Annotated in this window: 23 protein-coding genes and 1 tRNA gene; 13 read left to right on the top strand and 11 right to left on the bottom strand. The window is 67.9% G+C overall.

The window, feature by feature from the left end; all coding sequences use genetic code 11:
* Positions 1–119 precede the first annotated feature (119 nt).
* Positions 120–1,298 carry an FAD-dependent oxidoreductase gene (locus JAN5088_RS12505; RefSeq protein WP_055683126.1) on the top strand — a complete coding sequence of 393 codons (1,179 nt, stop codon included), beginning with the start codon at positions 120–122 and terminating at the stop codon, positions 1,296–1,298.
* A gap of 151 nt (positions 1,299–1,449) precedes the next feature.
* Here JAN5088_RS12505 and JAN5088_RS12500 read toward each other — a convergent pair whose 3' ends face one another.
* The 3 genes from JAN5088_RS12500 to JAN5088_RS12490 all read right to left on the bottom strand — a co-directional run bounded on the left by JAN5088_RS12500 (position 1,450) and on the right by JAN5088_RS12490 (position 6,707).
* Entirely contained in the window at positions 1,450–4,095 is a 2,646-nt protein-coding gene (locus tag JAN5088_RS12500; protein ID WP_055683125.1) for a DUF2339 domain-containing protein, read from the bottom strand.
* Positions 4,096–4,195: 100 nt separating this feature from the next.
* On the bottom strand, positions 4,196–5,245 hold the full coding sequence (locus tag JAN5088_RS12495) for a YcjF family protein (RefSeq protein ID WP_055683124.1): 1,050 nt from the start codon (positions 5,243–5,245) through the stop codon (positions 4,196–4,198).
* A gap of 64 nt (positions 5,246–5,309) precedes the next feature.
* The gene (locus JAN5088_RS12490) at positions 5,310–6,707 is read right to left on the bottom strand and encodes a YcjX family GTP-binding protein (protein ID WP_055683123.1); all 1,398 of its coding nucleotides are present in this window, start codon (positions 6,705–6,707) and stop codon (positions 5,310–5,312) included.
* A 118-nt stretch (positions 6,708–6,825) separates the two neighbouring features.
* On the opposite strand from JAN5088_RS12490, the gene truA reads away from it, so the two are divergent.
* Both truA and JAN5088_RS12480 read left to right on the top strand, forming a co-directional pair.
* On the top strand, positions 6,826–7,596 hold the full coding sequence (gene truA / locus JAN5088_RS12485; protein ID WP_055683122.1) for a tRNA pseudouridine(38-40) synthase TruA: 771 nt from the start codon (positions 6,826–6,828) through the stop codon (positions 7,594–7,596).
* 51 nt (positions 7,597–7,647) lie between these two features.
* On the top strand, positions 7,648–8,832 hold the full coding sequence (locus JAN5088_RS12480; protein ID WP_055683121.1) for an alpha-hydroxy acid oxidase: 1,185 nt from the start codon (positions 7,648–7,650) through the stop codon (positions 8,830–8,832).
* Here the strand turns inward: JAN5088_RS12480 and JAN5088_RS12475 are convergent.
* From JAN5088_RS12475 to dapA, 3 genes are all read right to left on the bottom strand, one after another.
* Entirely contained in the window at positions 8,795–9,937 is a 1,143-nt protein-coding gene (locus tag JAN5088_RS12475) for an MFS transporter (protein ID WP_055683120.1), read from the bottom strand. The genes JAN5088_RS12480 and JAN5088_RS12475 overlap by 38 nt on opposite strands.
* 107 nt (positions 9,938–10,044) lie before the next feature.
* Complete coding sequence (gene smpB / locus JAN5088_RS12470; RefSeq protein ID WP_055683119.1) at positions 10,045–10,521, bottom strand: SsrA-binding protein SmpB; 477 nt, start codon at positions 10,519–10,521, stop codon at positions 10,045–10,047.
* Between the two features lie 45 nt (positions 10,522–10,566).
* Complete coding sequence (gene dapA, locus JAN5088_RS12465) at positions 10,567–11,439, bottom strand: 4-hydroxy-tetrahydrodipicolinate synthase (protein WP_055683118.1); 873 nt, start codon at positions 11,437–11,439, stop codon at positions 10,567–10,569.
* A 132-nt stretch (positions 11,440–11,571) separates the two neighbouring features.
* Here dapA and JAN5088_RS12460 point away from each other — a divergent pair, with 132 nt between their 5' ends.
* Positions 11,572–13,572 (top strand): lytic transglycosylase domain-containing protein, encoded by a 2,001-nt coding sequence (locus tag JAN5088_RS12460; RefSeq protein WP_074962516.1) that lies wholly within the window; start codon positions 11,572–11,574, stop codon positions 13,570–13,572.
* Here the strand turns inward: JAN5088_RS12460 and mnmC2 are convergent.
* A complete protein-coding gene (gene mnmC2 / locus JAN5088_RS12455) occupies positions 13,569–14,237 on the bottom strand; it encodes a tRNA (5-methylaminomethyl-2-thiouridine)(34)-methyltransferase MnmC2 (protein ID WP_055683116.1) in 669 nt (222 codons plus the stop codon). The genes JAN5088_RS12460 and mnmC2 overlap by 4 nt on opposite strands.
* 44 nt (positions 14,238–14,281) lie before the next feature.
* Here mnmC2 and JAN5088_RS12450 point away from each other — a divergent pair, with 44 nt between their 5' ends.
* The 5 genes from JAN5088_RS12450 to JAN5088_RS18675 all read left to right on the top strand — a co-directional run bounded on the left by JAN5088_RS12450 (position 14,282) and on the right by JAN5088_RS18675 (position 18,365).
* Positions 14,282–15,322, top strand: a complete 1,041-nt coding sequence (locus JAN5088_RS12450) for an NAD(P)/FAD-dependent oxidoreductase (protein ID WP_055683115.1) — start codon at positions 14,282–14,284, stop codon at positions 15,320–15,322.
* A gap of 60 nt (positions 15,323–15,382) precedes the next feature.
* Positions 15,383–15,985, top strand: a complete 603-nt coding sequence (locus JAN5088_RS12445) for a queuosine precursor transporter (RefSeq protein ID WP_082429988.1) — start codon at positions 15,383–15,385, stop codon at positions 15,983–15,985.
* A 249-nt stretch (positions 15,986–16,234) separates the two neighbouring features.
* Positions 16,235–16,651, top strand: coding sequence for an alternative ribosome rescue aminoacyl-tRNA hydrolase ArfB (gene arfB / locus JAN5088_RS12440; RefSeq protein WP_055683113.1), 417 nt, complete (start codon positions 16,235–16,237; stop codon positions 16,649–16,651).
* A gap of 39 nt (positions 16,652–16,690) precedes the next feature.
* A complete protein-coding gene (locus JAN5088_RS18340; protein WP_074962473.1) occupies positions 16,691–17,776 on the top strand; it encodes a ParA family protein in 1,086 nt (361 codons plus the stop codon).
* Positions 17,757–18,365 (top strand): HEPN domain-containing protein, encoded by a 609-nt coding sequence (locus tag JAN5088_RS18675; RefSeq protein ID WP_143114657.1) that lies wholly within the window; start codon positions 17,757–17,759, stop codon positions 18,363–18,365. Before JAN5088_RS18340 ends, JAN5088_RS18675 begins: the two co-directional genes overlap by 20 nt.
* On the opposite strand, the gene pncB is transcribed toward JAN5088_RS18675, so the two are convergent.
* Together pncB and pncA are read right to left on the bottom strand one after the other, a co-directional pair.
* Positions 18,362–19,654 carry a nicotinate phosphoribosyltransferase gene (pncB, locus tag JAN5088_RS12435; protein ID WP_177220050.1) on the bottom strand — a complete coding sequence of 431 codons (1,293 nt, stop codon included), beginning with the start codon at positions 19,652–19,654 and terminating at the stop codon, positions 18,362–18,364. The two genes, JAN5088_RS18675 and pncB, sit on opposite strands and share 4 nt — an antisense overlap.
* A gap of 33 nt (positions 19,655–19,687) precedes the next feature.
* On the bottom strand, positions 19,688–20,284 hold the full coding sequence (pncA, locus tag JAN5088_RS12430) for a bifunctional nicotinamidase/pyrazinamidase (RefSeq protein WP_055683112.1): 597 nt from the start codon (positions 20,282–20,284) through the stop codon (positions 19,688–19,690).
* A 69-nt stretch (positions 20,285–20,353) separates the two neighbouring features.
* Here pncA and trhO point away from each other — a divergent pair, with 69 nt between their 5' ends.
* From trhO to JAN5088_RS12415, 3 genes are all read left to right on the top strand, one after another.
* Entirely contained in the window at positions 20,354–21,262 is a 909-nt protein-coding gene (gene trhO / locus JAN5088_RS12425) for an oxygen-dependent tRNA uridine(34) hydroxylase TrhO (RefSeq protein ID WP_055683111.1), read from the top strand.
* 466 nt (positions 21,263–21,728) lie between these two features.
* Positions 21,729–22,430: an alpha/beta fold hydrolase gene (locus JAN5088_RS12420; RefSeq protein ID WP_055683110.1), complete on the top strand. Its 702-nt coding sequence runs from the start codon at positions 21,729–21,731 to the stop codon at positions 22,428–22,430.
* Positions 22,427–22,870, top strand: coding sequence for a DMT family transporter (locus tag JAN5088_RS12415; RefSeq protein ID WP_055683109.1), 444 nt, complete (start codon positions 22,427–22,429; stop codon positions 22,868–22,870). The genes JAN5088_RS12420 and JAN5088_RS12415 overlap by 4 nt, the downstream gene beginning before the upstream one ends.
* Before the next feature lie 6 nt (positions 22,871–22,876).
* Here the strand turns inward: JAN5088_RS12415 and JAN5088_RS12410 are convergent, their stop codons facing one another.
* A complete protein-coding gene (locus JAN5088_RS12410; protein WP_055683108.1) occupies positions 22,877–24,259 on the bottom strand; it encodes an FAD-binding oxidoreductase in 1,383 nt (460 codons plus the stop codon).
* A gap of 102 nt (positions 24,260–24,361) precedes the next feature.
* On the opposite strand from JAN5088_RS12410, the gene JAN5088_RS12405 reads away from it, so the two are divergent.
* Positions 24,362–24,438, top strand: a tRNA-Met gene (locus tag JAN5088_RS12405).
* Positions 24,439–24,445: 7 nt separating this feature from the next.
* Here the strand turns inward: JAN5088_RS12405 and JAN5088_RS12400 are convergent.
* A complete protein-coding gene (locus JAN5088_RS12400) occupies positions 24,446–26,503 on the bottom strand; it encodes an NADH:flavin oxidoreductase (RefSeq protein WP_055683107.1) in 2,058 nt (685 codons plus the stop codon).
* Positions 26,504–26,515: the final 12 nt, after the last annotated feature.

Here is a 26,515-nt window from a genome sequence, read left to right as displayed (position 1 = left end):
GCCCTGCGGATCAGGGCGCCGGGGGGCTAATTCGTCCGACATCGGACGCTATGGACACTGGCCCCGTCATCGCGCGCCTTATAGGCGGGCGCGGACGGCAACGGCAAGCGGGACGGGACATGGCGCGCATCGGGATCGCGGGGGCGGGTATCGGGGGTCTGGGGGCGGCGGCCGGGCTTGCACGATGCGGCCACGACGTCACCGTCTTCGACCGGTTCGCGGCGCCCCTGCCCGTCGGGTCGGGCCTCGTGGTGCAGCCGGTAGGGCTGGCGGTTCTCGAGGCGCTCGGTGCGGGACCGGCGGCCCGGTCGCTGGGCCGGGGCATCCGCCGCATGGCAGGGCACGAGGCGCGGACGGGGCGGCAGGTTCTCGACGTGACCTATGACCCGACCGGCCGCGGCTGGCACGGGCTCGCCATGCACCGGGCCGCGCTTCACGGCGTGCTGCTGGACGCCGCGCGAAAGGCCGGTGCCGCGTTCGAACTGGGTGCCGATATCACCGGCCGGGACGGTACCCGCCTGCTGATCGGCCACCGCAGAAGCGCCGCCTTCGACCTGCTGGTGGATGCGGCGGGCGCCGGTTCGGTGCTCTCGCCGCTGCGCGCCCGGCCGCTGCCCTACGGCGCGATCTGGGGCAACGTGGCCTGGCCCCAGGGCACCGACCTGCCCCGTGACGAGCTTCGGCAATGCTATCGCCGGGCCGACAGGATGATCGGGATCCTGCCCGTCGGGCGACAGACGGCGCAGGGGCCGGAGCTTGCCGCAGTCTTCTGGTCGATGCCCCGCGCCGCGCATGACGCTTGGCGCGCGCGTCCCCTCGACGACTGGAAGGCGGAAGCGACTGCCCTCTGGCCCGCGGTCGAGCCTTTCCTCGCCGGGATCGGCGCGCACGACGCGATGACGATGGCATGCTATTCCCACGGCACGCTGCGGCGCCCGTTCTCGGATGGCATCGTGCATCTGGGCGATGCCTGGCACCGGGCCAGCCCGCAACTGGGCCAGGGTGCGAACATGGCGCTGCTCGACGCCTGGGCGCTGGTGCGCGCGCTGACCGATGGTCCGGTGGAGGAGGCGGGGCGGCGCATGTTCAACGCCCGGCGCGCCCATGTCCGGGCCTATCAGGCGCTGAGCGGGGCGTTTACGCCACAGTATCAATCCGACAGCCGCGTCCTGCCTTGGGTGCGCGACAGGCTGCTCATGCCGCTGTCGCAGGCCTGGCCCGCGCGCGCCATGCTGCCGCCGCTGGTCCGCGGGCATCTGGTGCCGCCGGTCCTGTCGGGCCTTGGGCTGCCGGATTAACGGAACCTTCATGTTTGCGGTGCAGTCTCCGCTTCAGGAGGTGCTGCCCCATGTCCCTGTCCCTGTTCCTTGCCTTCATGGCGACCTGCGCGCTCGTGCTCGGCCCACTCTGCCTGCCGATACGACGCGGACGGCCCGTGCCGCTCGCCGGTCAGTCCGGCCCGGCGGAAGGCACCGCTCCCGATGCGCCGGCTCCACTCGCCCAGCGATAGAGCCACGCGAGGCCGAGAAGCGCGGCCGCCAGCGCGAAAAGGGCCCCGACGCGCATCAGGCCGCCCAGCGACCACACGTCGATCAGGAAGACCTTGAGCATGGTCAGGGCCAGCACCGCCGTTCCCGCCCGGCGCCAGGTATCCGACCGTTTCGCGACCCCCTGATAGAACAGCACGCCGCCGAGGATCAGGAGGGCCACGGTATAGCTGGTCAGTTCCGGGTCCGAGATGCCGTACCACCAGACCATCTCGCCCGCTCCGCGCCAGAAGTGCCGGATTGCGAGGACGGCCCAGAACGCGCCCAGCGCCGTTCCCGCGATGGTCAGGTTTCGGCCTGGCTGGCCCGGACCATGCACGCGCCGCTGCTGCCATCCCGCGGCGAGAAGGATTGCAGCAGGCAAGAGGTAGGCCGGGATCAGGCTGTTCACGATTGGCCAGCCCTGCACGAAGGACCGGAAGAACGAGGTTGAATCGTTGAACAGCGGGCCGAGGAAGACCGCACCCGCCAGCGCCAGCGCCGCGAACAGCGCGAACAACGCCGCGAGAGCGGAGCGCAGCCAAGGCAGGCCTCCACCCCGGTGACGCAGTTCCAGTTGCGCCCACATCAGCGACAGCCAGATCGTCGCCGTCAGGCCGAGGTTCAGATGCCCGGTTTCCCAACCCGCCGCGCGAAGCCCGCGCCAGAGCAGGACGGTCAGGGCATAGCCGCCCGCCGACAGCGCGGCCGTTTCCGCGACCGCCACGGGCGTGGCCGCACCGCGCCCGCGCAGCCACATCCAGGCAAGCGCGAAGCCCGCGACTGAGGTTCCGAGCGACAGCAGCGCGGGAGGCAACGGGCCGTCGACATGCCACGCGATCCCCGGCTCTGCCGTCAGGCGCCAGACGGTGAAAGGCGCGGCCAGGATCACGAACCAGTCGAGAAGCGGCAGCCGGAACCGCCGCGCCATCCAAACCGCCAGCGCGGCCATCGTCGCCACCGCTGCCGTCAGCGCCGCCTCCCCCGCGATCTGGGCCAGGGCATAGGCGATCAGCGTGAAGGCCACGAGCGCTGCGAGCGAGGGGCGCAGACGGTCCTCGCCGTCCCGCGCCGCCCAGACCCCCGCGGCCAGCGTCAGCCCCGTCGCAACCGCCAGCGCGTGCAGCGACCAGGCATAGGCCCCGACCAGGAAGGGAGCCTGCCACGAAAGATGCAGGGCAAGACCCGTTGCCGGCGCGATCAGCACGGTGCCGAGCGACCAGCCAAGCCGGAGTGTCGCCGCCGTCCGCAGGGAACGCAAAAGCGCCGCCGCCGACATGGCCGCCCCGACCATCAGGACGAGCGTGACCGCCGCATCGCCGGGCGGAGCCGGCCAGAGGGCGACCGACGCGATCAACCCGACCACGGGCAGGACGGCCGCGTCCTGCACCCCCTCCGCCGGTGCCGCCCAGAGCGCGACGGCGCCGAACAGCAGGGCCAGCACCGCGACGGCAGGCCAGAAGCTGTCGCTTGTCCCCAGCACGGCCAGCGCCGAGGCCACGGCGACCGCACCGAAGGCGATCAACGTGGTGACTGGCGGCGGCCTGCGCCGGATCACGGCTTCGGTCACGGTCGGAGCCTCATGGTCCGGCACCGACCGTCCGATGGGCAGTGCCAGCGCCGCGAGTGCCATTGCGGCGCAAGCCAGCAGGTGAGCGAGCGTCGTCTCCGGCGCGCCCGTGACCAGGAGGGCGGAGGCCCCGAACCCGAGGGTCAGGGCGAGGATACTGACCCAGCGACCCTGCCAGCGGCGCACGGCATCCACCGCCAGCCCCCCAAGCGTCAGGATCAGGAAATACCCGTGCAGGGGCCACAGATCCGACCCCCGGTCGCCGCCCACGACGAAGGGGGCGACCGCACCGCCGATCAGTCCCACGGCCACGAGGACCGGCCCGTGGAACCACCCGAGCACCACCGCGCCCATAGCGACGAAAGCCATCCCGATCAGTGCGGTGCCCTGTCCGATCAGGTCGTAAAGATGCCGCGCCCCCAGGATCGCCGCAAAGAGCGTGACGACCGCTGCCCCCGACAGGACCGAAGGCAGATAGGCGGTGGCCACGTCCTCGCCGTCGCCCCAGCGGCGGCGGATCCACTCGCCCGCTCCGATCAGCGCGGCGCCGAAGATCGCGGCCGAAAGCACGCGCACCGAAGGCGGCAGCAGACCCCGTTCGGCGCCGTATTGCACGAGGAAGATGCCGGCCAGCGCCAGCGAGGCGGCCGCCACGACATAGAACCAGTTGACCGCCATCCAGGCGAACAGGCGGTCGACCGGCCCCGGCCCCTCCCTCTCCGGCCGCGCGACGGCGGGCCAGGGGCTATCCTTGGCCGCGGGCTCGACGGGCGGCGTCGGCAGGATGGCGTCGGGCGTGCGAAGCGGCGGAGACGCGGGACCCGTATCGGTCCGCGCGACGGGCGCACCGTCCGCAGGCCCGGCCGTCAGGATCGCCAGCCGTCGCTCCACGTCCTTCAGGCGCCGGCCCAGGCGGCGAAGATGGATCAGGATGCCGATGATCGTGCCGGGGATGCCGAATACGATCAACAGGGCCAAAAGCCCGAGCGTCACTTCCATGATCGTCCCCACACACTGCGCGGTGCGACCCTAGGGCAGCCTTGCAGCCCGCGGCAGTGGGCGGAGCAGAATTGAAAGGCCACGTGGCAAACCTGCCGCGTCAGGCGCCCGACCGTCCGAACAGCCCCGTGAGGGCGCGTCCGATCACGTCGGTCACGCGCGGCGGGCGTTCGTGGGTGAAGGGGAGCGGCCGGCACACCTCGATCGCGGCGACGCCCACGCGGGCCGTGAGCGCGCCGTTGACCACGCCCTCGCCGAACCGGCGCGACAGCTTGGACAGGACGCCGCCGCCCGCGACGGACTGGATCAGGTCGTCGCCCACCGCCACCGCGCCGGTTGCCGCCAGATGCGTCAGCACCGTCCGCGCCAGCCGCCAGGACCCAAGCGTGCCGCCCCGTCCGCCGTAGATGAGCGCGATGCGCCGGATCATCCGCAGGTTCGACGTCAGCGCGGCGACCACATCGGCCAGTGCCAAGGGCACCACCGCCGTCACCAGCGCGACCTGCCGGGCCGCCGCCTCGACCTCGCGGGTCGCGGCGGCGTCGAGGGGGGCGAGGAGGCTACGCTCGGCCAGGGCCATCAGGGCATCGGCGTCGAAGACGTCGTCCTTTCGGGCGGCGACGTCCTGTCGCCCCCAGCGGGTGTCGGGACGGCCCGCGTAGAAGGCCACGAGGCTGTCGGCGAAGCGGCGTGCGGACGTGAGGTCCGTCGCCGAGAGCGCCGCGGTCCGCAGGTCGTCGATCCGTGCGAGCCGCGACAGCGCGACGAGTTCGCGCAAGGCGATGGCGAGGCTGACGGCGACGAAGGCCGCGATCAGCGCCGTGGCGACCCAGCCCAGCACCGGGTTCGCCGCCAACAACCCGGTGACGAAGGACCAGGCCGCGACCGAGATCGCGAAGGTGAGCACCGCGCCCAACAGGCCCCAGAACCACCGGCCCAGCCGCGACCGCCGCCGCGTGGCGAGCAGGGCCATGGTCTGCATCGCGCGGCCCGATGCGGCGGGCGGCACTTCGTCATCGGGGATGGGTGGCGCCGACGCCGGGTCGATTGGGCCGCTGGCGTCGAGGGTGACGGCTCCGGGTCGGGGCGTCCGCGGTGCGGCATCGTCGATGTCGAACAGGATCGACCGGGGTGGGGGTCTGTCGGTCATGGCTGGCGATCCCGGTGATGCGTCGTCCCATAGCTAGACACGATGCAAGCCATTGCAAGCGAGGTCACAGGCGGTCCGCCAGCAGGAACTCCGCCGCGCGGTCGAGGCGGATATGGGGCGGCCCCTCCCCCGGCCGGAGGGTCAGAGGCGCGGGCGCGAAGTCCATCAGGTCGTAGTCGCCGTCGAGCCAGGCATCGGCCCCCTGCCGCGCGGGGTTCAGGATGTGGGACGGATCGTCGGGCAGCTCGCCCGGATAAAGCGCCGCCTCGCGCCCCGTCGACAGAAGGCGCCCGCGCACGACGGGCAGGTCGACGCCCTGATGCTCGCGCGTCTCCTCGACGGTGGCGCGCAGGGCGGCGATGGACATGGCCCTGGTGCGGGCGCCGGCGAAATCGGCCCGGCTGCGCGCATCGCGGACCAGCGCTTCGGTCAGGGCGGTCAGGCGGGCGTGCTGGCCGTGGTGCAGGTGATCGGCCTTGGTCGCCGCGAACAGCAGCCGGTCGACGCGGCGAGCACCCAGAAGCGACATGAGCCATCCCAGCGTGCCGGGGCGGAACGCGGTCAGGATGTCGGCCATGGCCGCACGCATCTCCTCGACCGCGCGGGGGCCGCGCCGCAATGCGCCCAGCACGTCGAGCAGCACCACCTGCCGGTCGAGCCGGGCGAAGTGGTCGCGGAAGAAGGGGCGGACGACCTGCGACTTGTAGGCCTCGAACCGGCGGGCCATCTCACGGCGCAGGCTGCCGCGAGGGGCCTCGCCGGGCGGCAGGGGCGCGAACGTCAGGGCGGGCGATCCCTCCAGATCGCCGGGCAGAAGGAACCGGCCGGGTGTCAGGTCATAGGCGCCGGCATCGCGCGCAAGGTGCAGTGCCGCGGTATAGCTGCGGGCGAGTTTCTGGGCGATCGGCTCATCGAGCGGCGCGGTCGCATCCACGGCCTGCATCGCCGCCTCGTAGTCGGAAGCGTTCCAGGAGGTCAGGCGCGCCAGTGCGCGTTCGGACCATTCGTCGTAGGTCTTTTCCATCAGGCCGAGGTCCAGCAGCCATTCGCCCGGATAGTCCACGATATCCAGATGGACCGTCCGCACCCCCCGCAACCCCGACAGAAGCCCCGCCGGACGGACCTTGAACGACAGCCGCAACTCCGACACCGCGCGGGTCCCTTCGGGCCAGTGCGGGTCGCGCGACGTGAGCGCGGACAGGTGGCTTTCGTAGTCGAAGCGCGGCACGGTATCATCGGGCTGCGGTTGCAGGAATGCGGTCTCGATCCGGCTGCCGGCAGTGAAGCCGGGCATCCGGCCCCGGTCGATCAGGTTGGCCACCAACGAGGTTATGAAAACCGTCTTGCCGGCCCGCGACAGGCCGGTAACGCCCAGCCGCAGGGTCGGGTCGAACACCTCGGTCACGCCTGCCGTCAGGTCGCCCACCCCGCGCGTCACCGCGTCCGCCATCCGTCCGATCATGTCGCGCAAACATCCCCAGGGGTTCCGCGGGCAATGTAGGCGCGGAACGGGCGAAGGGAAACCGCCCGTCCCTCGGGGCGTCTTGCGCCCCGCCGGCGCACCGCCGTATCAGCGGGCCATGCCCCGCCATGCCTTCCGCATCGAATACGACGGCCGCCCCTTCGCGGGCTGGCAACGTCAGGACGGCCCCGCATCGGTCCAGCAGACGCTGGAGGAGGCGTTGCGGAAGCTGGAGCCGGACATGGGAGCGGTCTCGGCCGCCGGGCGGACCGACGCGGGCGTGCATGCGACTGGACAGGTGGCGCATGCGGACCTGCGCCGCGACTGGGCGCCGTTCCGCCTGTCGGAAGCGGTCAACTGGCACCTGAAGCCAGCGCCCGTGGCCATCGTCGCCTGCGCGCGGGTGCCGGACGATTGGCACGCCCGGTTTTCGGCCGTCGAGCGGCGTTATACCTTCCGCATCATCGCGCGACGGGCACCGCTCGCGCTCGACGCGGGACAGGCGTGGCGTGTCATCGGACCGCTCGACGTCGCGGCGATGCGTAAGGGGGCGGCGCATCTGATCGGACGGCACGACTTCACCACCTTCCGCGCGGCAGGGTGTCAGGCGAAGTCGCCGGTCAAGACGATGGACGAGATCACGGTCGAGGAGGTGCCCTGCGCCACCGGTCAGGATATCCGCCTGCACCTGCGGTCGCGGTCGTTCCTGCACAATCAGGTGCGGTCCATCGCCGGCACGCTGGAGCGCGTCGGCGCGGGCGCCTGGCCGCCGGAACGGGTGGCGCAGGCCCTGGCCGCCCGCGACCGCGCCGCATGCGGGCCAGTCGCGCCGCCGTTCGGCCTGTTTCTGACGGGTGTGACCTATCCAGCCGATCCTTTCGCGGATTGAGCCACCCGGACCGACCCGCTAGCATCACCCGAACATCGCCGGAGACCGCCCATGCCGCCCGTCATCACCACCGTCGACGACCTGCACGCCCTCTATCGCCGCCGCGTGCCGCGGATGTTCTACGACTACTGCCAGTCGGGCAGCTGGACCGAGCAGACCTTCCGCGAGAACGAGACGGATTTCGACCTGATCCGCCTGCGCCAGCGCGTCGCCGTCGACATGGAGGGGCGATCGGTCGCCGGCACCATGATCGGGCGCGAGGTGACGATGCCCGTCGCGCTGGCCCCCGTCGGCCTGACCGGGATGCAATACGCCGATGGCGAGATCCTCGCGGCCCGCGCGGCCGAGGCCTTCGGCGTGCCCTTCACCCTGTCCACCATGTCGATCTGTTCCATCGAGGACGTGGCCGAACATACGACCAAGCCGTTCTGGTTCCAGCTCTACGTGATGAAGGACGAGGACTTCGTGGACCGGCTGATCGAACGGGCGCGCGCGGCAGGCTGCGACGCGCTGGTCCTGACGCTGGACCTGCAGATCCTGGGGCAACGGCACAAGGACCTGAAGAACGGCCTGTCGGCACCGCCCAAGCTGACGCCCGCGTCGATCGCCAACCTAGCGACCAAGGTCCGGTGGGGGATGGGAATGGCGCGGACGAAGCGGCGGTTCTTCGGCAACATCGTGGGACACGCCAAGGGCGTGGGGGATGCGTCGAGCCTGTCGTCCTGGACGGCGGAGCAGTTCGACCCCCGGCTCGACTGGGACAAGATCCGGCGCATCAAGGACAAGTGGGGCGGCAAGCTGATCCTCAAGGGTATCCTTGATGCGGAGGATGCGCGCATGGCGCTGCAGGTGGGCGCGGACGCCATCGTCGTATCGAACCACGGCGGGCGGCAGCTCGACGGTGCGCTGTCGTCTATCCGCATGCTGCCCGAGATCGTCGATGCCGTGGGCGACCGGGTGGAGGTCCACATGGACGGCGGCATAAGGTCGGGTCAGGACGTGCTGAAGGCGCTCGCCCTGGGCGCGAAGGGCACCTACATCGGGCGCGCCTTCGTCTACGGCCTGGGCGCGATGGGCCAGCAGGGCGTGACCCATGCGCTGGAAGTCATCCGCAAGGAGCTGGACACGACGATGGCGCTATGCGGCGAGAAGGACATCCACGACCTCGGGCCGCACAACCTGCTGGTCCCCAGGGGGTTCAGGGGCGACTGGGAACCCGCCGCGCCGCCGCGCTGAGCGGCCAGATCACCGTCAGCAGAACCGCGACGAGTGCAAAGGCCAACCGCAGGCCGAAAACCTGCGCGCCCAGACCCATGAGCGCGGGCGCGATGAAGAAGCCGAGAAAGCCGATCACGGCGACCCGCGCGATCACCGCCGTCCGCAGGCCGGGCGCCGACATCCGACCGGCCAGCGCAAGCCCCATCGGCCCGATCACCGAAATGCCGAGGCCCATCATGCCGAAGCCCGCATAGGCCACCGTCGGCGTGGGTGCAGATGCGGCGATCAGGACGCCCACGACGGCGAACCCCGTGGCGACCCGGATCACCCCGAGTTCGGACAGGCGCGCGGCGACGGCCTGCCCCGAGAAACGCCCGACGGCCATGGTCATGCCCAGCATCGCCGGGCCAAAGGCGCCTTCGGCCGCCCCGCCGCCCAGCGTCCGCTCTACGTGCAGGGCGGACCAGGATTCGACGGTGGATTCGGCCATGAAGGCGATCAGGACGATCACGCCGCAGACCGCCACGAGGTTCAGCGGAAGGCGTGGCGCCGGTCCGTCGCCGTCTTCGGGCGGCAGGACCTGCATCATCTGGAACGGGGCCGTGGACAGCACGAGGACGCCGATCACGGGGAAGATCGTCTCGGGCGGCCACCCCGCCTCGCGCATGGCGCCGGTCAGCAGGGCCGAGACGGCATAGGCCACCGAGAACATAGCGTGGTTCACGTTCATCAAGCTCTGCCCGTGGCGGGATTCGATTTCCGAGACGCGGGCGTTCATCACGACGTCCGTGAGGCCGGAGGTCGCGCCCATCACCGTGAGGATGAGAAAGAACAGCGGCAACGTGTAGGCCACCGCAGGCAGCATCGCCGCCAGACCGAGGATCACGGTGCCCACCGGCAAGGCCAACGCGCGCATCCGCCTGTCCCAGCGCGGCGCGACATAGAGGGTCGTCGCGAGCCCCACCGCCGTGCCCAGCAGCAGCAGCCCGAAGGTCGCGTCATCGACGCCGATCCGTGCCTTGAGCACAGGCGCCATCGCCGCCACGCAGCCCCAGGTCAGGCCCACGGCCATGAAGGCCGCGACCGGCGCACGGCTCAGGCGCAGGGCAGAGAGGATGGACATGGGACGGGTTCCTTCCGGCGATCCAGATCGTCAGGTGCCAGCCCGCCGCCGGTCTGGCAAGCCCGGCTCCGGCAAGGCCGCCCAAGCGACGATGCGCGGATGGGGGTTCAGCCGTGGTCCTTCATCAGCCGGGCTTTCTGACGCTGCCAGTCGCGCTTGGCCGATGCCTCGCGCTTGTCGTGGGTCTTCTTGCCCTTGCCGACGCCGACCTTCAGCTTCACCATGCCGCGGTGGTTGAAGTACATCACCAGCGGCACGATGGTGTAGCCCTCGCGTGCGCTGGCGTTCCAGAGCTTCGACAGTTCGCGCCTGGATGCCAGCAGCTTGCGCCGACGCCGCTCTTCATGCCCGAAGGTCTTGGCCTGCGAATAGGGGGCGATGTACGCGTTTACGAGCCATAGCTCGCCGTCCTTAACCTCGGCATAGCTTTCGGCGATGTTCGCGCCGCCCTGCCGCAGCGACTTGACCTCGGACCCTTCGAGCATGATCCCGCATTCCAGATCGTCCTCGATCGCGTAATCGTATCGCGCCCGCCGGTTCTCGGCGATCACCTTGTAGTTCTTGTCTTTGACGTCCTTGGCCATGGTCGCCAGATAGGCGCGGCCCCCGGCGCTGTCCAGCCGGGGCGGTCAGTCGATGAGGCCCGCGTGGACCATTGCGTCGCGGATGCGGTCCTTCACGCCATCGGTCGCACCCACCAGCGGCAGGCGGACGTCTGGCGCGCAGCGCCCCAGGAGCGACAATGCGTATTTCGCTCCAACCACGCCCGGCTCGGCGAATATGGCCTGATGCAGCGGCATCAGCCTGTCCTGGATGTCGAGCGCGGGGGCATAATCCCCTGCGAGGCAAGCCGCCTGCATTCGGGCCAACAGGCCGGGCGCCACGTTGCAGGTGACGGAAATGCACCCCGTGCCCCCTTGCGCGTTGAAGCCGTGCGCCGTCGCGTCCTCGCCCGAAAGCTGGATGAAATCGGTGCCGCACGTCATGCGCTGCGCCGACACGCGGGCCAGATCGCCGGTCGCGTCCTTCACGCCGACGATGGCGGGCAGCTTTGCAAGCTCCCCCATGGTGACGGGCGACATGTCGACGACGGAACGGCCGGGAATGTTGTAGATGATGATCGGCAGACCGATCTCGGCCACGGCGGTGAAATGAGCGATCAGTCCCGCCTGCGTCGGCTTGTTGTAGTAGGGCGTCACGACCAGCGCCGCATCGGCGCCAACGGCCTTGGCGTGTTCCACCAGGCGCCGCGCCTCCCGCGTGCTGTTGGAACCTGCGCCGGCGATCACGGGCACACGGCCCGCGGCACGACGGACGACGGCCTCGACCACGGCTTCGTGTTCGCGGTGGCTCAGGGTCGGACTCTCGCCGGTGGTGCCGACGGGTACGAGACCGTCGCTGCCTTCGTCGATCTGCCAGTCGACAAGGGCGTCGAGCGCGTCGAAATCGACCTCGTCGCCCCGAAAGGGCGTCACCAGCGCGGGCATGGAGCCTTTGAACATCGACGCGTCCTTCTGTCGGTCGGGGGTCGCGCGGAACCTAACGGCGGCAGGGTCGCGCGGCAAGGCGCTGATCTTTAATCGGGCGCAGGATTGCCCGTCGCGCAAGCCGCGAATTCACGCTATGGTCGCGCCATGACATTCCGATTTGCCCTGGCCGTCTGTGCCGCCCTGTCCTGCGGGTCACCCGCTCTCGCCGATCCCGCACTGCCCGCGGGCATGGCCGCGCTCCGGACCGGGGGCGAGACCGCGATCCGCGCCGCCCTCACGCCGATCGCCGATCCCGTGGCCCGCGACATCCTGATGTGGCACCTGCTCCGCGCGCGGCAGGGGACGTTCGCGGAGGGGGAGGCCTTTCTGCAGCGGAACCCCGACTGGCCGGGGCTGGAGCTTTTGAGAGCCAAGGTCGAGCAGGACATTCCGCCGGCGACGGCGCCGGACCGCATCGTGGCCTTCTTCGACGGCCGGACGCCGGAGACACCGGACGGGGCGCTCGTTCTTGCCATCGCATTGCAGGCATTGGGCCGCGATACCGAGGCTGAAACCGTGGCGATCGAGGCCTGGTTGACCCGCCCCATGTCCGCCGCGGCCGAGGCGGGTTTCCGCGAGATCTTCGGCACCCTGCTGCACCCTTTCGACGCTGCGCGGCTGGATGCGATGACCTGGTCGGGCGACACGCAGTCCGCGAAGCGGGTCCTGGACCGCGTCTCGGGCCCGGAGGCCGCGCTGGCGCGGGCGCGCATTGCCCTGCGCGACGGGCGCGGCGGGGTCGACACCCTGATCGAGGCGGTGCCCGAAGGCTGGCGCGACCATCAGGGGCTGGCCTACGAACGGTTCCGCTGGCGGCTCGACCGTGGCCGCATCGACGACGCGCTGACGCTGCTGTTCGCGCATGACGAAAGCGCCGACACGCTGGGCCACCCGGAGGCCTGGGCCCAGCATCGCGAGCGGCTGGCACGCGGCCTGATGCAGGACGGCCGCCGCGAGGATGCCTACCGCGTCGCGGCGAACCATCACCTGCCCAATGCACTGTCGACCGAGGAGGCGGACAGCACCGTCGCCGCGAACGAATGGCTGGCCGGGTATATCGCGCTGCGGTTCATGAACGACCCGGCGCGGGCGGTGGAGCACTTCCGCACCTTCGATGCCAACGTCCTGTCGCCCATCAGCAAGGGGCGCGCCGGATACTGGCTGGGCCGGGCGCTGGAAGCTTCGGGCGACGCAGCGGGCGCGGCCTCGGCCTATGGCATGGGGGCGAAGTATCAGACGAGCTTCTACGGCCAGCTCGCGGCCGAACGGGCGTCGCTGCCCGCCGATCCGCTCCTTGCAGGGACAGAGAGTTTTCCGCCGCTTGACCGCACCACCTTCGCCGGCAGCAGCGTTCTGGCCGCCGCACGCCTGCTCGACGCGGCGGGCGAGCGGACGCTGGCCGAGCGGTTCATGACCCATCTGGCCGAGAGCCTGACACGGCCGGAGATCGGCAGCCTGATCGACGTGGCGCTGGACGAGATGGACGATCCGCACATCGCCCTCCTGATCGCCAAGCGGGCCGCACAAGCGGGGCATGAGTTGCATGAGGGGTATTTCCCCTTGACCGACCTTGCCCAGCTCGACAGCCCCGTGGCGCCCGAGCTTGCGCTGGCAATTGCCCGCCGCGAGTCGGAGTTCGATCCGGTCGTGGTGTCCCACGCGGGCGCGTCCGGCCTGATGCAGTTGATGCCGGGCACCGCGCGCGAGATGGCGAAGCTGCTCGGGGCGGAGTACCGGCAGGCATCGCTGACCTCGGACCCGCTCTACAATGCGCGCCTCGGCACCGCCTATCTGGGCGAGTTGGAGACGGAGTTCGGCTTTTCCCCCGTTCTCGTTCCCGCCGCATACAACGCAGGCCCAAGCCGCGCGCATCGCTGGTCGTCCGACATGGGCCACCCCGCCGATCCGTCGGTGGATATCGTGGACTGGATCGAGGACGTGCCCTTCGCCGAGACGCGCAACTATATCATGCGCGTGTCCGAAAGCCTGCTGCCCTATCGCGCGCGGCTCAGCGGCAGCACGGGCGACGTGCGCCTGATGTCATGGCTGAAATCGGGCTATGCAGAGCTTGCGCCGGCCGGGTCGAAGGCGACGCGCGGCAACTAGGCCGGATCACATCGCGACAGACACCCGCGCGTCATGTGGCGCTTGCGGCCGAAGCCGGGCACCCGTTCGACGGTGAAACCCGCGGACGCGAGCGCGCGACGGACGTGCCCCGCCGCGGCATAGGTGGCGAAGGTTCCGCCCGACGCCGTGTGACGCGCCACCTCGGCCATCAGGTCCGGGGTCCAGAGTTCGGGGTTCCGGGCGGGTGAGAACCCGTCCAGAAACCAGGCATCGGCGTGCCCTTCCCAGACGGGCAACGTCTCACGCGCGTCTCCGATCACGAGCTCGACGTCCATGCCGGGCAGGACGATGCGTGACCCCGGCCACTGGTCCAGCAAGGCGCCGCCGCCGAGTTCGGGGAACGCGGCCAAGGCCTTTGCCATGTCGTCACGCGTCATCGGGAACGCTTCGAAGGAGGTGAAGCGCAACCGTCCGTCACCCTTCCACGACTGCGCGGTCACGAGCGCATTGAGGCCCGTGCCGAACCCGAGTTCGGCGATATGGAACCCGGAGCGCAGACGCGCGGGAATGCCGTTTCCCGCCAGGAACACATGGCGCGTCTCGGCCGCGCCCCCGGCGAGTGAATAGTAGGGATCGTCGAACCGGAGAGCGACGGGCGTGCCGTCGCGCCATTCGATCGCCGGAGAGAGGTTTTCGCCGTCCATGTCCTGTCCTATGGCGCTGATGGGACCGGACGGAAAGGGGCGCGATGACTGTCGACGTGACGATTCTGGGGGCGGGCGCCTTCGGGCTGGCCTGCGGCTGGGCAATGGCGCGACGCGGAGCGCGCGTCCGGGTGATCGACCCTGCTGGTATCGGCGCGGGTGCCTCGGGCGGCATCGTGGGCGCGCTGGCGCCGCATGTGCCCGAGCAATGGAACGAGAAGAAGGCGTTTCAACTGGAGAGCCTGCTCATGGCTGACGACTGGTGGGCCGGCGTCGCGGATGCCGGGGACGATCCGGGCTATGCCCGCACCGGCCGGTTGCAACCCATCGCGGGTGCCGAAGCGCTGGCCCGCGCAGAGGAGCGCGCGGCAGGGGTGGCGGCGCTCTGGCAGGGGCGGGCGGAGTGGTCGGTGGAGCCTGCGCCGGACGGTTGGTCGCCCGGCACGGCGCTGGTGATCCGCGATACGCTGACCGCCCGCCTCCATCCCCGTCGCGCTTGTGAGGCGCTGGCGATGGCGATCCGCGAGCATGGCGGTGAGATCGTACGGCGGGGAGACGTCGCGGGTGAGGTGCTGCATGCCACCGGCTGGCAGGGGCTCGCTGCGATGCGGGACGACCGCGGAAGACCGGCGGGCGGGGGCGTCAAGGGTCAGGCGATCCTTCTCGACCTCGACCGCCGCGACCTGCCGCAACTCTATGCGGACGGCCTGCATATCGTGCCTCATGCCGACGGCACCACCGCGATCGGATCGACGTCGGAGCGCGAGTTCGACACCCCCGATACGACCGACACGCAACTGGACTGCGTCCTGCACCGGGCCATCGCGGCTGTGCCCGCGTTGACCGGGGCCAGGGTCATCGCCCGCTGGGCCGGCGTCCGCCCCCGTGCCCGCTCCCGCGCGCCGTTTCTGGGGGCCTGGCCGTGCCGGCCCGGGCATCATATCGTCAACGGCGGGTTCAAGATCGGGTTCGGCATGGCGCCCAAGGTGGCCGAAGTCATGGCCGATCTGATCCTCGACGGGCGCGATGCCGTTCCCCGGGCGTTCCGGACCGACCACCTTGCACCGTGGAAGGCGTCGGAGTAGATCGCGGCCCTGCCCTTTCGGGCCATGTCTCCGACCACCATGTCAAAACGGACCAGATCCATGAAGCTCTTTCCCGCCATCATCGCGATGGCCGTCATCGTCGTCGCGTCGAACGTGGGCGTGCAGTTCCTCGTGGCCGACGGCTGGCTCACCTGGGGGGCGTTCAGCTATCCGCTGGCGTTCCTCGTGACCGACGTCACCAACCGTCTGTACGGCCCCCGCGCGGCCCGCCGCGTGGTGCTGAGCGGGTTCGCCGCGGGGCTGGTTTGCTCCCTGATCGGCACGCAGATCGCGGGGGAGTTCGGGCCGCTGGTCACGCCGCGCGTCGCGCTGGCCTCGGCCGCGGCGTTTCTCGCGGCGCAGACGGTGGACCTTGCCGTCTTCTCCGGCCTGCGGGACCGGGCGTGGTGGACGGCGCCGCTGGTGTCGTCGCTGGTGGGCAGCGTGGTGGACACGGCGATCTTCTTCACCCTGGCCTTCGCCGCCTTCCTGCCCCTGTCCGCCGGCTGGGGCGACGTCGCCTGGGCGAACGCGGTGACGGCGGTCGGGCCCTACTGGGTGGGGCTGGCGCTGGCGGACTGGTCGGTCAAGCTGTCGATCGCGCTGCTGGCGCTGGTGCCGTTTCGCGTCATCACGCGGAAGTTTGCGCAACGGGTTGCGTAAAGGGGGTTGACGCACACCACATCTGTGCGAACGTACCCCATCGGCAACCCATTGAAAGGAGGTGATCCAGTGTCAAGAAAGATGGTGGAGAATGCGGTCGGGACAACTTCGGGTGTCCACGTCTGAGGCAGCCCTTGGACGTTCTCATCCGGGGTGGATGCGTCTAACCGACCCCGCCTCCTGAACCTTTCGGAAGGCCGCTCCACACTAGGGGCGGCCTTCTTAATTTCGACCCGTAGCGGAATCGCCATGCCCCTGACCGTCACGCCCAAGATCGAGATCCAGGACTGGGAGCTGACCGAGCAGTTCGTCCGCGCCTCCGGCCCCGGCGGGCAGAACGTCAACAAGGTGTCGAGCGCGGTGGAACTCAGGTTCGAGGCCGACCGCTCGCCCTCCCTCCCCGGCCCGGTCAAGGCACGCCTGCGGCGGCTGGCGGGCCGACGCTGGACGAAGGACGGGGCGGTGGTCATCCAGGTCTCCGACGAACGCAGTCAGGCCCGCAACCGCGACATCGCACGGGACCGGCTGGCGGAGCTGGTGCGGGCGGCGACGGTGGTGCCGAAGAAGCGGGTGAAGACGAAGGTCTCCGCCAACCAGAAGCGCAAGCGGGTGGAGGCGAAGAAGCGGCGGGGGGAAATAAAGGCGTTGCGGGGCCGTCTTCCATAGTGCACGATCACGACTGCTAATCATTAACAAGGCTCTCTCATGACTGAACGTATTGCTATATTCAATCATAAGGGCGGCGTCGGGAAAACTGTATCAGCATATAATATTGGATGGAAATATACTGAGAAAGGAAAAAAGGTCCTTCTTGTCGATGGTGACTCTCAGGTTAATTTATCGGCAATGGTCTTGGGAACCGATAGGTTCGATGCCTACTACGAGGACGCCAATACCCGAAGTAAAAATATTAAAGATGGAGTCCTGCCGGTCTTCGACGGACAGCCTTCAGCAATCGAACCCTTTGATTGTCCGACTGCTACAAATAATGACGAACTGTTTCTCCTTCCAGGGCACCCAGAACTCTCAATTTATGAAGGTCAACTAAGCCTTGCTCAAGAGACTGCCGGCTCCCTTTCGGCATTGAAAAATCTCCCAGGAGCACTAAGCGAACTTGTAAGTGAAATTGAGGAATACCATGATATCGATATAACGCTAATTGATCTGAACCCTGGCCTTGGCGCGATCAATCAAAACTTTTTGATGTTTTGCTCATCTTTCATTGTCCCGACCAATCCAGATCCCTTTTCCGCAATGGCAGTGAAGACGTTAGGTGAATACTTAACACGCTGGACGAACTGGAAAAAAATGCACCTAGACCGCTTTGAGTCGGCGGAATATAGACTGCCCGGTACCGTTCCGAAATTTTTAGGGACTTTAAATTCAAGATTTAACAAGCACTCGAGTAAAGCCGCCAAGAAATTCGACGAAAGAATCCGACTTGTCGATGGCGTTGTGAAAGATCAACTTTTCCCTCGCCTCCAAAAGAACGGGATGACCTATAAAAAATCTTGTTACAAAGCAGCGTATGAAGAGTGGCAGGCTGAACTACGTTACGACATCGAGGGTATCTACGCATTGGCTCGGATACCAGATTTTCAATCGCTTATTCATTATGCAAATGAAGATGAGGTTCCTGTTTTTTCCATGGATCGCGCTGCGTTGAGTGCTAAAGGTCTATATGGGAATGCTCTCGATAATGCCGTAAAGAATGCTGAAAGTTTCAATCTAATCTTTAATGCTATTGTAGAAAAAATTGAGATTCTACTTGATGAAGACTGCAGCCGGTAACCGCTTTCTTCAACACATTGAAGAGGCGGATGAAGCTATTGTTATTTATAATCACCTTAATAAAAACGGGCTAAGGGCTGATTTCGCACTCCGGTTTGTTTGGGTGAGCACGGTGTCTGCGCTTGATGACTACATCACGCAGCTCATCATCGAAATCTCGACGCATCGTTTTGAGAATAGCATCGTTCAAGAAAAAAGGCTTCTTTCGGAGGCGTGCCGATTTGATAGTATATACTCGTTACTGGAAAATAATTCCGCCGCAAGTGCGATAGCCTTTCGCTCACTAATACGTGAAACAGTCGAACGAATGACATTTCAATCTCCGAATGACGTTGCAGATGGACTTTCGTTCATCTGGAAGGCTGACGAAAAATGGAAGAAAATCGGCGCATATCTTGGTCTCACGGCAAAGAGTTGTCGAGGCTTACTTTCGTCGATTGCAAATCGACGAAATTTAATCGTACACAACGCAGATTTCGATGACTCAGGCGGCGTAAAAACTAAGATACGCCTAAATGATGCGATCCGGACTCGAATGTTTATTGTTGGGCTAGTGTACTCAATTGAAGATTTAATTTCCGGCCCCTAAACCACCACCTCCATCCCCACCTGCTCGCCCACCCCGAACACCCGCTTGTAGCGTTCGACTTCCGACGACGGCCCCATCGCTTTCCTCGGGTTGTCCGACAGCTTGACCGTCGGCCGGCCGTCCGCCGAGACGGCTTTGCAGACTAGCGAGAACGGGGCCAGGGCGTCGCCGGCGACGAGGCCGCGGAAGTCGTTGGTCAGCAGCGTGCCCCAGCCGAAGGACACGCGGACGCGGCCGGCGAAGCGGGCGTGGAGTTCCTCGATCTTCGCCACGTCGAGCCCGTCGGAGAAGATGACGAGCTTTTCCGTCGGGTCCTCCCCCCGCTCCTTCCACCAGCGGATCGCGGTTTCGGCGCCCGTGGCCGGGTCGCCCGAATCGACGCGGATGCCGGTCCAGCCGGCCAGCCAGTCGGGCGCGTTCCGCAGGAAGCCGGGCGTGCCGTAGGTATCGGGCAGGATGATGCGCAGGTTGCCGTCGTGCTCCTCCTGCCAGTCGGCCAGCACGTCATAGGGCGCGCGGGCGAGGGCGGCGTCGCCTTCGGCCAGCGCGGCATAGACCATGGGCAGTTCGTGGGCGTTGGTACCGATCGCTTCCACGTCGCGGTCCTTGGCGATGAGGCAGTTGGACGTGCCGGTGAAGGCACTGCCCAGCCCCTCGTGCAGGGCCTGGACGCACCAGTCCTGCCAGAGAAAGGAATGGCGCCGCCGGGTGCCGAAATCCGCAAGCCGCAACCCGTCGAGGGCACGCAACCGCTCCACCTTTTCCCACACCCGCGTCATCGCGCGGGCGTAGAGGACCTGAAGCTCGAACCGGGCCATGTCGCGCAGCACCGCGCGGGAGCGGAGTTCCATCAGGATGGCAAGGGCCGGAACCTCCCACAGCATGACCTCGGGCCAGCTGCCCTCGAAGGTCAGCTCGTACTGGTCGCCCACCCGCTGCAGGTCGTAGGGCGGCAGGCGCATCGTCTCGAACCACTCCATGAAATCGGGACGGAACATCTGGCGTTTGCCATAGAAGGTATTGCCGCGCAGCCAGGTGGACTCCCCGCGCGTCAGCGACAGCGATCGCAGGTGGTCGAGCTGTTCCCGCAACTCTCCCTCGTCGATCAACCGCGCGAGGGGCACGTCCGAGGAGCGGTTGATGAGGCTGAACCGCACGCGCGTGTCCGGGTGGTTGCGGAACACCGACTGGCACATCAGCAGCTTGTAGAAATCGGTGTCGATCAGGGATCGGACGATCGGGTCGATCCTCCATCGCTGGTTCCAGACGCGCGTGGCGATGTCGATCATGTGCGGAATTCCTGGAAAGGGTGGGCGCCCGGATCAGGCGAGGGTGACGCCGGCAGCGGCCATGTCGTCGCGCGCCCGCGCGAGCGAGCCGTCGAGGTCGATCGCGCCGGTCAGATCCTGCCGCACGGTCACGGCAAACCCCAGCCGCGCGGCATCGATGGCGGAAAAGGCGACGCAGAAATCGGTGGCCAGCCCCACCAGCGTCAGGTCGGTCACGCCCAGCGTGCGGAGCAGCCCGTCGAGACCCGTGGGCGTGGTGCGGTCGTTCTCGAAGAAGGCGGAGTAGCTGTCGATGGCGGAATTCATCCCCTTGCGGACGATGGCACGGGCACGGTCGGTCCGCAGACCGGGGTGGAATTCCGCATCCTCGGTGCCCTGGACGCAGTGGTCGGGCCAGAGCGTCTGGGGGCCATAGGACATTTGCGTGGTCGAATAGGGCTGTGCGCCGGAATGCGAGGACGCGAAGGATGAGTGTCCTTTCGGATGCCAGTCCTGCGTGAGGATGACATGGTCGAAGTCTTCCATCAGCGCGTTGATGCCCGGCACGATGCGGTCGCCCCCCGCCACGGCCAAGTTGCCGCCGGGGCAGAAGCCGTTCTGCACGTCGATCACGATCAGGGCGTTGGTCATGGCGTCACTCTCCTTGTCCGTCGCAGCCTACGGGTTGAGGGGGCGGGCGCAACGGCATATCGGCATCCCATGACCGTCATCGCAGCCTTCTATCGTTTCACGGCATTTGCCGACCTCGCGACCCTTCAGGGCCCGTTGCAGGCCCTCTGCGAGGCGCAGGGGATCACGGGCACGCTCCTTCTGGCACCCGAGGGGATCAATGGAACCGTCGCCGGCACGCGGGCGGCCATCGACGCTCTGCTGCACCATCTGCGCGGCCTGCCCGGATGTGCCGGGTTGGAGCCGAAGATCAGCCGTGCGGACACGTCGCCGTTCGGGCGGATGAAGGTCCGCCTGAAGCGCGAGATCGTGACGATGGGTCAACCCGATATCGACCCGCTGGGCAACGTCGGACGTTACGTTGAGCCGGGCGACTGGAATGCGGTCCTCCGCGACCCGGACGCCGTCGTGATCGACACGCGGAATGCGTACGAGGTCGCGATCGGCAGCTTCGCTGGCGCGGTGGACCCCGGCACAGCGTCCTTCGGGGAGTTCCCCACGTGGTGGGCGGCCAATGCGGCACGGTTCCAGGGCAGGCGGATCGCCATGTTCTGCACGGGCGGCATCCGCTGCGAGAAATCCACCGCCTTCCTGTGCGCGCAGGGGGTGAAGGACGTGATGCACCTGCAGGGCGGGATTCTGAAGTATCTCGAAGACGTGCCCGCGTCCGACAGCCTGTGGCACGGGGGCTGCTTCGTCTTCGACGACCGGGTCAGCGTGGGGCACGGTCTCGTGCCCGGCGACCATGTCCTCTGCCATGCCTGCCGCCGGCCGCTCGATCCCTCGGACAAGTCGCGCCCGGAATACGAGGCGGGGGTCAGTTGTCACCTCTGCCTCGACACCTTCGCCGAGGCCGATCGAAACCGGTTCCGGGAAAGGATGCGGCAGATGGAGTTGGCCCGCGCCCGTGGCGCGCGACATCTGGGCGCGGACGTCTAGCCCTCCGCCTCCTCGGTGTCCTCAGGCGCTTTCCAGTCATGGGTCAGCAGCCTCACCAGAACCAGCGCGGCGAACACCGCAACGGCGAGCAAGAAGAACTCAGTCATTCATTCTCTCCCGAAGGCATGAACCATCGAAGACGAGGCTAGCACGGCGGAAACCCGCCAGAAAGCGCGTAATGGTTAACGTGGATGGAAGCCTCGGCGCGACCGGGACGGACACGTTGATGAACCTGCCTTCCTGCGCCCGACTTCCATATTTCATGATCGGCGGAAACCTGCCACGTCGTGTCCGCGCCCCTGTTACCGTATGCAAAAGCTACGGACCCCGATTCCACGCCCCGGCGCTTGCGATGGAAGCCGGAAGCAGGCCAGAAACAGGGGTGCAGCCGCCGGAGTATGCCGCAGATGACCACCCTGCCCTCCCCCATCGGACCGATGGTCCCGATCCTTTCCGGGAGCTGCCGTTGACCGCGCTGCTGCTTTTGCCGGGAATGATGTGCGACGCGCGACTGTTCGCCCCCCAGATCGCGGCCATCCATGATCGCGCCGTCATGATCGCTCCGATCACCGGTCACGATACCACAGCCGCCCTGGCCGCGGAGGTGCTGGCCCACGCACCGCCCCGGTTCGCCCTGGCCGGCCTCAGCATGGGCGGGATCGTGGCGATGGAGATGCTGGCGCAGGCCCCCGACCGGATCGCGGGGCTGTGCCTGATGGATACGAACCCCAAGGCCGAGCATCCCGAGGTGGCCAAAGGCCGCGAACCCCAGATCGCGAGCGTGCGCGACGGCGGGTTGCGCGCTGTGATGCGCGACGAGATGAAGCCCAATTATCTGGCCGACGGACCCCGTCGCGGCGCGATCCTCGACACCTGCACGGCGATGGCGGAAGCTCTCGGCCCCGCCGTCTTCGTCCGCCAGTCGCGCGCCCTGCAGACGCGGGCCGACCGTCAGGATACCCTGGCCACCGTGACCGTGCCGTCCCTCGTCCTCTGCGGGCGGGACGATGCGCTCTGCCCGCTCCACCGGCATGAGGCGATGCACGACCTGCTCGAAGGATCAACGCTGGTGGTCGTCGAAGGCGCGGGCCATCTGCCCACGCTGGAACAGCCCGAGGTGACCACGCGCGCCCTGCGAAGCTGGCTGGACAGGGTGGACAGGGCATGACGCATCACGCCCTCATCATGCTCGCGGCGGGGTTCGGCATCCCCGTCCTCGCCGCCCTGAACGCCCGGCTCGGCGCGAACATCGGCGGACCGGCTGCGGCGGCCCTGGTGCTGTTCACCGTGGCGCTGACCTGCGCCGGGGTGGCGACCCTGCTGACAGGTCCCGGCGCGCTGACGCGGCTGGCGGGTCAGCCGCCGCATCTGTTCGGCGCAGGCGTCCTCGTGGCCTTCTACGTCCTGTCGATCACCTGGATCGCCCCGGTCTTCGGTGTGGGCAACGCGGTATTCTTCGTCCTGTTGGGGCAGCTTGTCTCCGCCGGCCTGATCGACCAGTTCGGCCTGTTCGGGGCAAGGCAGGTCGCGTTGTCGCCGCTGCGCGTGGGCGGCCTGGTCCTGATGGCCGCAGGGCTGGCGCTGACGCAGTTCGCGCCGCGCGGCTGACGGGGATCAGGCGTCGGGGACCACCTTGCCGGGATTCATGCGCCCATCGGGGTCGAGCGCGCGCTTGATCGCCCGCATCACGTCCAGCGCCACCGGATCCTTGCGCCGCGACATGGTGGACAGCTTCGACAACCCGATCCCGTGTTCCGCGCTGATCGATCCGCCGAGCGAGACCGTCACATCCTCGACCATGGAACGAATCCCGTCCAGATCGCCGTCGTCGGTCGGATAGACCGTCAGATGCACGTTCCCGTCGCCCAGATGCGCGACGATCAGCGTCTCGGCCGCGGGGTCCATCTTGGCCAGGCGGGCGTGCATGTCGTCGATGAAGGTCTCGACCCGGTCGAGCGGCAGCGCGACATCGTTGTCGACGATGGGCAGGCGGGTGAAGGTGATTTCGGCCGCCGCCTCGCGCATCTCCCAGATCAGGCGGCGCTGCGCCTCGTTCTGGGCGACCATCGCGTCCAGCACCTCGCCTGACTCGACCGCCTCCGCCAGCGTATCCTCCAGCACATCGCCCAAGGGCCGGGACAGACCACCGAGGTCGACCATCACGTGATGGTCGCGTGGGGCGAACGGCTGTCGCAGGTCGGGACGGTGCCTGACCAGTTCGGTCATGTAGGTGCGCGGCATGTACTCGAAGGCTTCGACCGCGCCGTCGGTGGCGGCCTGAAGCCGGCGCAGAAGGGTCAGCGCGGCGGGCAGGTCGCGGACCGCGACGAAGGCCGCCGCATGGTGGCGCGGGCGCGAGGCCAACCGCAGGACGGCGGCGGTCACGATGCCCAGCGTGCCTTCCGCCCCGATGAAGAGATCGCGCAGGTCGTAGCCCGAGTTGTCCTTGCGAAGCTCCGACATGAGGTCGAGCACGCGCCCGTCCGCCAGCACTACCTCAAGCCCCAGCACCAGCCCCCGCGTCGGGCCATACCGCACCACGTTGGACCCGCCCGCGTTGGTGGACAAAAACCCGCCGACCCGCGCCGAGCCCCGTGCGCCGAAGGTGAGGGGAAAGATCAGATCGTGATCCTCCGCCGCCGCATGAAGATGGGACAGGACAACCCCAGCCTCGACGATTGCGATTCCTGCCTCCGGCCGGATCTCGCGAATTGCCGCCATCCTCTCCAGCGACACCATCAGGGCCCCGGTGTTGGCCGTGCCCCCGACGAGACCCGTGTTGCCACCCACCGGCACCACGGCCAGCCCGTGTCGCGCCGCCAGCTTCACCACCTCCGCGACCTGCGCGGTATCGGAGGGCCGCACCACAGCCAGCGGATCGGCATGCCACTTGCCGGTCCAGTCCGTCGCCAGATGCGCGACGGCATCGCCCGTCAGGACGTGGCCGTTGCCCAGCAGGTCGCGCAGGTCGGACAGGGCGTCGGAATGATCTTTCATCGCGGTCTCCTCCGACGACGGTCGATGGCATGTGCAAGGCAGGATGAAAAGGCGCTCACGGACTTGACGCCCCCCGCGACTGGCCGTATTTCGCGCGCCAGTGGCGGTGTAGCTCAGTTGGTTAGAGCAGCGGAATCATAATCCGCGTGTCCGGGGTTCAAGTCCCTGCACCGCCACCATCTCCGGTCACAGGTCCTTCATCAGCCGCAGCGCGTCATAGATTGCCGCATGGGTGTTGCGTGCCGACACCGCGTCGCCGATGCGGAACAGCTGATAGCTTCCTTCCGGGTTTGTCCGCACATCCTGCGGGCGGCCCGCGATCAGGGCGTCATGGTCCACTGCCCCGTCGTTGACCGACCCGTCGCGCAGGTCGAAATAGAGGTCGTCCAGCGGAAACGTGCCATAGTTCACGACGATCCGGTCGTAGTCCGCATGGGTCAGCCGGTCCGAATAATCGGTGCCGATCGTCGCGCGCAGACGGTTGCCGGCAGGCTCCACCCCCTTCAGGCGCCGGGTCACGGTGAAGGTCACGTCGTCGTGCTGCAAGGTCTTCATGTAGGGCACCAGGTTCATCGCCATCACCTCCGGGGCAAAGGTGCGGTCGGGGGTCATGATCTCGACCGTCGCCCCGGCCTTCAACGCGACTTCGGCCGCCTGCAGGCCGGCGTGGTCGCCCGCCTCGTCGTAGATCAGAACGTGGCCCGAGGGCACGACATCGCCGGTCAGGATGTCCCAACTCGTCACGACATGGGGTTGATCCTCGCCCGTCTCATAAAGCCGCGTATGCGCCATGCCACCGGTGGCGACGATGACCACGTCGGGGGCCAAAGCCTGCACGTCCCCGGCCTCGGCCCAGGTGTTGAACCGGAACTTGACGCCCGCCGCCTCGCATTGTGCGACGCGCCAGTCGATCAGCCCCATCATCTCGGCCCGGCGGGGCGAGCGGGCGGTCAGGCGGACCTGGCCGCCGGGGCCGTCCGCCGCCTCCAGAACGGTGACGTCATGCCCGCGCGCGGCCGCCACCCGCGCGGCCTCCGACCCCGCGGGACCGGCGCCCACGACGACCACGCGACGGGGCGTCGCGGCGGCCGGGATATCGTGCGGCATCGACAGCTCCCGCCCGGTGGCGGCGTTGTGCAGGCAGAGCGCCTCGCCCCCCTGATAGATCCGGTCGAGACAGTAGTTCGCGCCGACGCAGGGCCGGATGTCCTCCTCCCGGCCCTCCACGATCTTGCGCACGATATGGGGGTCGGCCATGTGCGCGCGCGTCATGCCGACCATGTCCAGAAGGCCCTCCGCGATCGAATGGCGCGCGGTGGCCACATCCTGGATCCGGGCGGCGTGGAAGGTGGGCATGCCGGTCGCCCGCCGCACCTCGCCCGCGAAATCCAGATGGGGCGCGCTGCGCATGCCCTGGATCGGAATGACATCGGTCATGGCGGGGTCGGTGTGGATGCGGCCCCGGATGACGTTCAGGAAGTCGACCATCCCGCTGTCGCGCAGACGGCGGGAAATCTCGATACCCTCCTCCGCGTCGATGCCACCGGGCTGGGTCTCGTCGGCGGTATAGCGCAGCCCCACGATGAATTCGGGCCCGACCCGTTTGCGGACCTCGCCCAGCACGTCGAAGGTGAAGCGCAGCCGGTTCTCCAGCGTGTCGGCACCGTAAGGGCCGGTCAGCGCATTGGTCAGCGGCGACCAGAACTGGTCCATCAGGTGCCCGTAGGCCTGAAGCTCGACCCCGTCCATGCCGCCCGCCTGCATCCGCTCGGCCGCGTCGGCATAGTCGGTGATGATGCGGGCGATGTCCCAGTCCTCCATCACCTTCGGAAAGGCGCGGTGCGCGGGTTCGCGGTGCGGCCCGGGCGAGACGGAGGGCAGCCAGTCGCCCTTGTTCCAGGTGGTTCGGCGACCCAGGTGCGTCAGCTGGATCATCACCGCGCAGCCGTGTTCGTGGCAGGCGTCGGTCAACTCCGCGATCCACGGAACGACCTCATCGCGATAGGCCAGGATGTTGTTGAAGACAGGGGGGCTGTCGCGCGACACGGCGGCCGACCCCGCGGTCATGGCCAGCGCCACGCCGCCCCTCGCCCGTTCCGCGTGATAGGCCCGGTACCGCTCCTTGGGCATGCCGTCCTCGGGATAGGCGGGCTCGTGGCTGGTCGTCATCACCCGGTTCTTCAGCGTCAGATGCTTCAACCGATAAGGCTGCAGCAGCGGGTCGCGGGTGACGGTGTCCTTCATGGCAGCGAACCT

The organism is Jannaschia rubra (genome assembly GCF_001403735.1).
In the GTDB taxonomy this organism is placed as follows: Bacteria; Pseudomonadota; Alphaproteobacteria; order Rhodobacterales; family Rhodobacteraceae; genus Jannaschia; species Jannaschia rubra.
Note: the sequence above shows the minus strand (reverse complement) of the source record. Positions and strands in the feature narration are given on the sequence as shown.

Coding starts and splice junctions, on each gene's coding strand:
- JAN5088_RS12490 (WP_055683123.1), bottom strand. CDS start 6,707: ATGATCGGACGGATGGCGGACGCGGTGACGCGCGGGGTGGGCGACCTG.
- trhO (WP_055683111.1), top strand. CDS start 20,354: ATGACCGTCATCGCAGCCTTCTATCGTTTCACGGCATTTGCCGACCTC.
- JAN5088_RS18675 (WP_143114657.1), top strand. CDS start 17,757: ATGAAGACTGCAGCCGGTAACCGCTTTCTTCAACACATTGAAGAGGCG.
- JAN5088_RS12400 (WP_055683107.1), bottom strand. CDS start 26,503: ATGAAGGACACCGTCACCCGCGACCCGCTGCTGCAGCCTTATCGGTTG.
- JAN5088_RS12450 (WP_055683115.1), top strand. CDS start 14,282: ATGACTGTCGACGTGACGATTCTGGGGGCGGGCGCCTTCGGGCTGGCC.
- truA (WP_055683122.1), top strand. CDS start 6,826: ATGCCCCGCCATGCCTTCCGCATCGAATACGACGGCCGCCCCTTCGCG.
- pncB (WP_177220050.1), bottom strand. CDS start 19,654: ATGATCGACATCGCCACGCGCGTCTGGAACCAGCGATGGAGGATCGAC.
- JAN5088_RS12410 (WP_055683108.1), bottom strand. CDS start 24,259: ATGAAAGATCATTCCGACGCCCTGTCCGACCTGCGCGACCTGCTGGGC.
- arfB (WP_055683113.1), top strand. CDS start 16,235: ATGCCCCTGACCGTCACGCCCAAGATCGAGATCCAGGACTGGGAGCTG.
- JAN5088_RS12500 (WP_055683125.1), bottom strand. CDS start 4,095: ATGGAAGTGACGCTCGGGCTTTTGGCCCTGTTGATCGTATTCGGCATC.
- pncA (WP_055683112.1), bottom strand. CDS start 20,284: ATGACCAACGCCCTGATCGTGATCGACGTGCAGAACGGCTTCTGCCCC.
- JAN5088_RS12445 (WP_082429988.1), top strand. CDS start 15,383: ATGAAGCTCTTTCCCGCCATCATCGCGATGGCCGTCATCGTCGTCGCG.
- JAN5088_RS18340 (WP_074962473.1), top strand. CDS start 16,691: ATGACTGAACGTATTGCTATATTCAATCATAAGGGCGGCGTCGGGAAA.
- JAN5088_RS12505 (WP_055683126.1), top strand. CDS start 120: ATGGCGCGCATCGGGATCGCGGGGGCGGGTATCGGGGGTCTGGGGGCG.
- JAN5088_RS12475 (WP_055683120.1), bottom strand. CDS start 9,937: ATGTCCATCCTCTCTGCCCTGCGCCTGAGCCGTGCGCCGGTCGCGGCC.
- mnmC2 (WP_055683116.1), bottom strand. CDS start 14,237: ATGGACGGCGAAAACCTCTCTCCGGCGATCGAATGGCGCGACGGCACG.
- smpB (WP_055683119.1), bottom strand. CDS start 10,521: ATGGCCAAGGACGTCAAAGACAAGAACTACAAGGTGATCGCCGAGAAC.
- JAN5088_RS12480 (WP_055683121.1), top strand. CDS start 7,648: ATGCCGCCCGTCATCACCACCGTCGACGACCTGCACGCCCTCTATCGC.
- JAN5088_RS12460 (WP_074962516.1), top strand. CDS start 11,572: ATGACATTCCGATTTGCCCTGGCCGTCTGTGCCGCCCTGTCCTGCGGG.
- JAN5088_RS12495 (WP_055683124.1), bottom strand. CDS start 5,245: ATGACCGACAGACCCCCACCCCGGTCGATCCTGTTCGACATCGACGAT.
- dapA (WP_055683118.1), bottom strand. CDS start 11,439: ATGTTCAAAGGCTCCATGCCCGCGCTGGTGACGCCCTTTCGGGGCGAC.
- JAN5088_RS12415 (WP_055683109.1), top strand. CDS start 22,427: ATGACGCATCACGCCCTCATCATGCTCGCGGCGGGGTTCGGCATCCCC.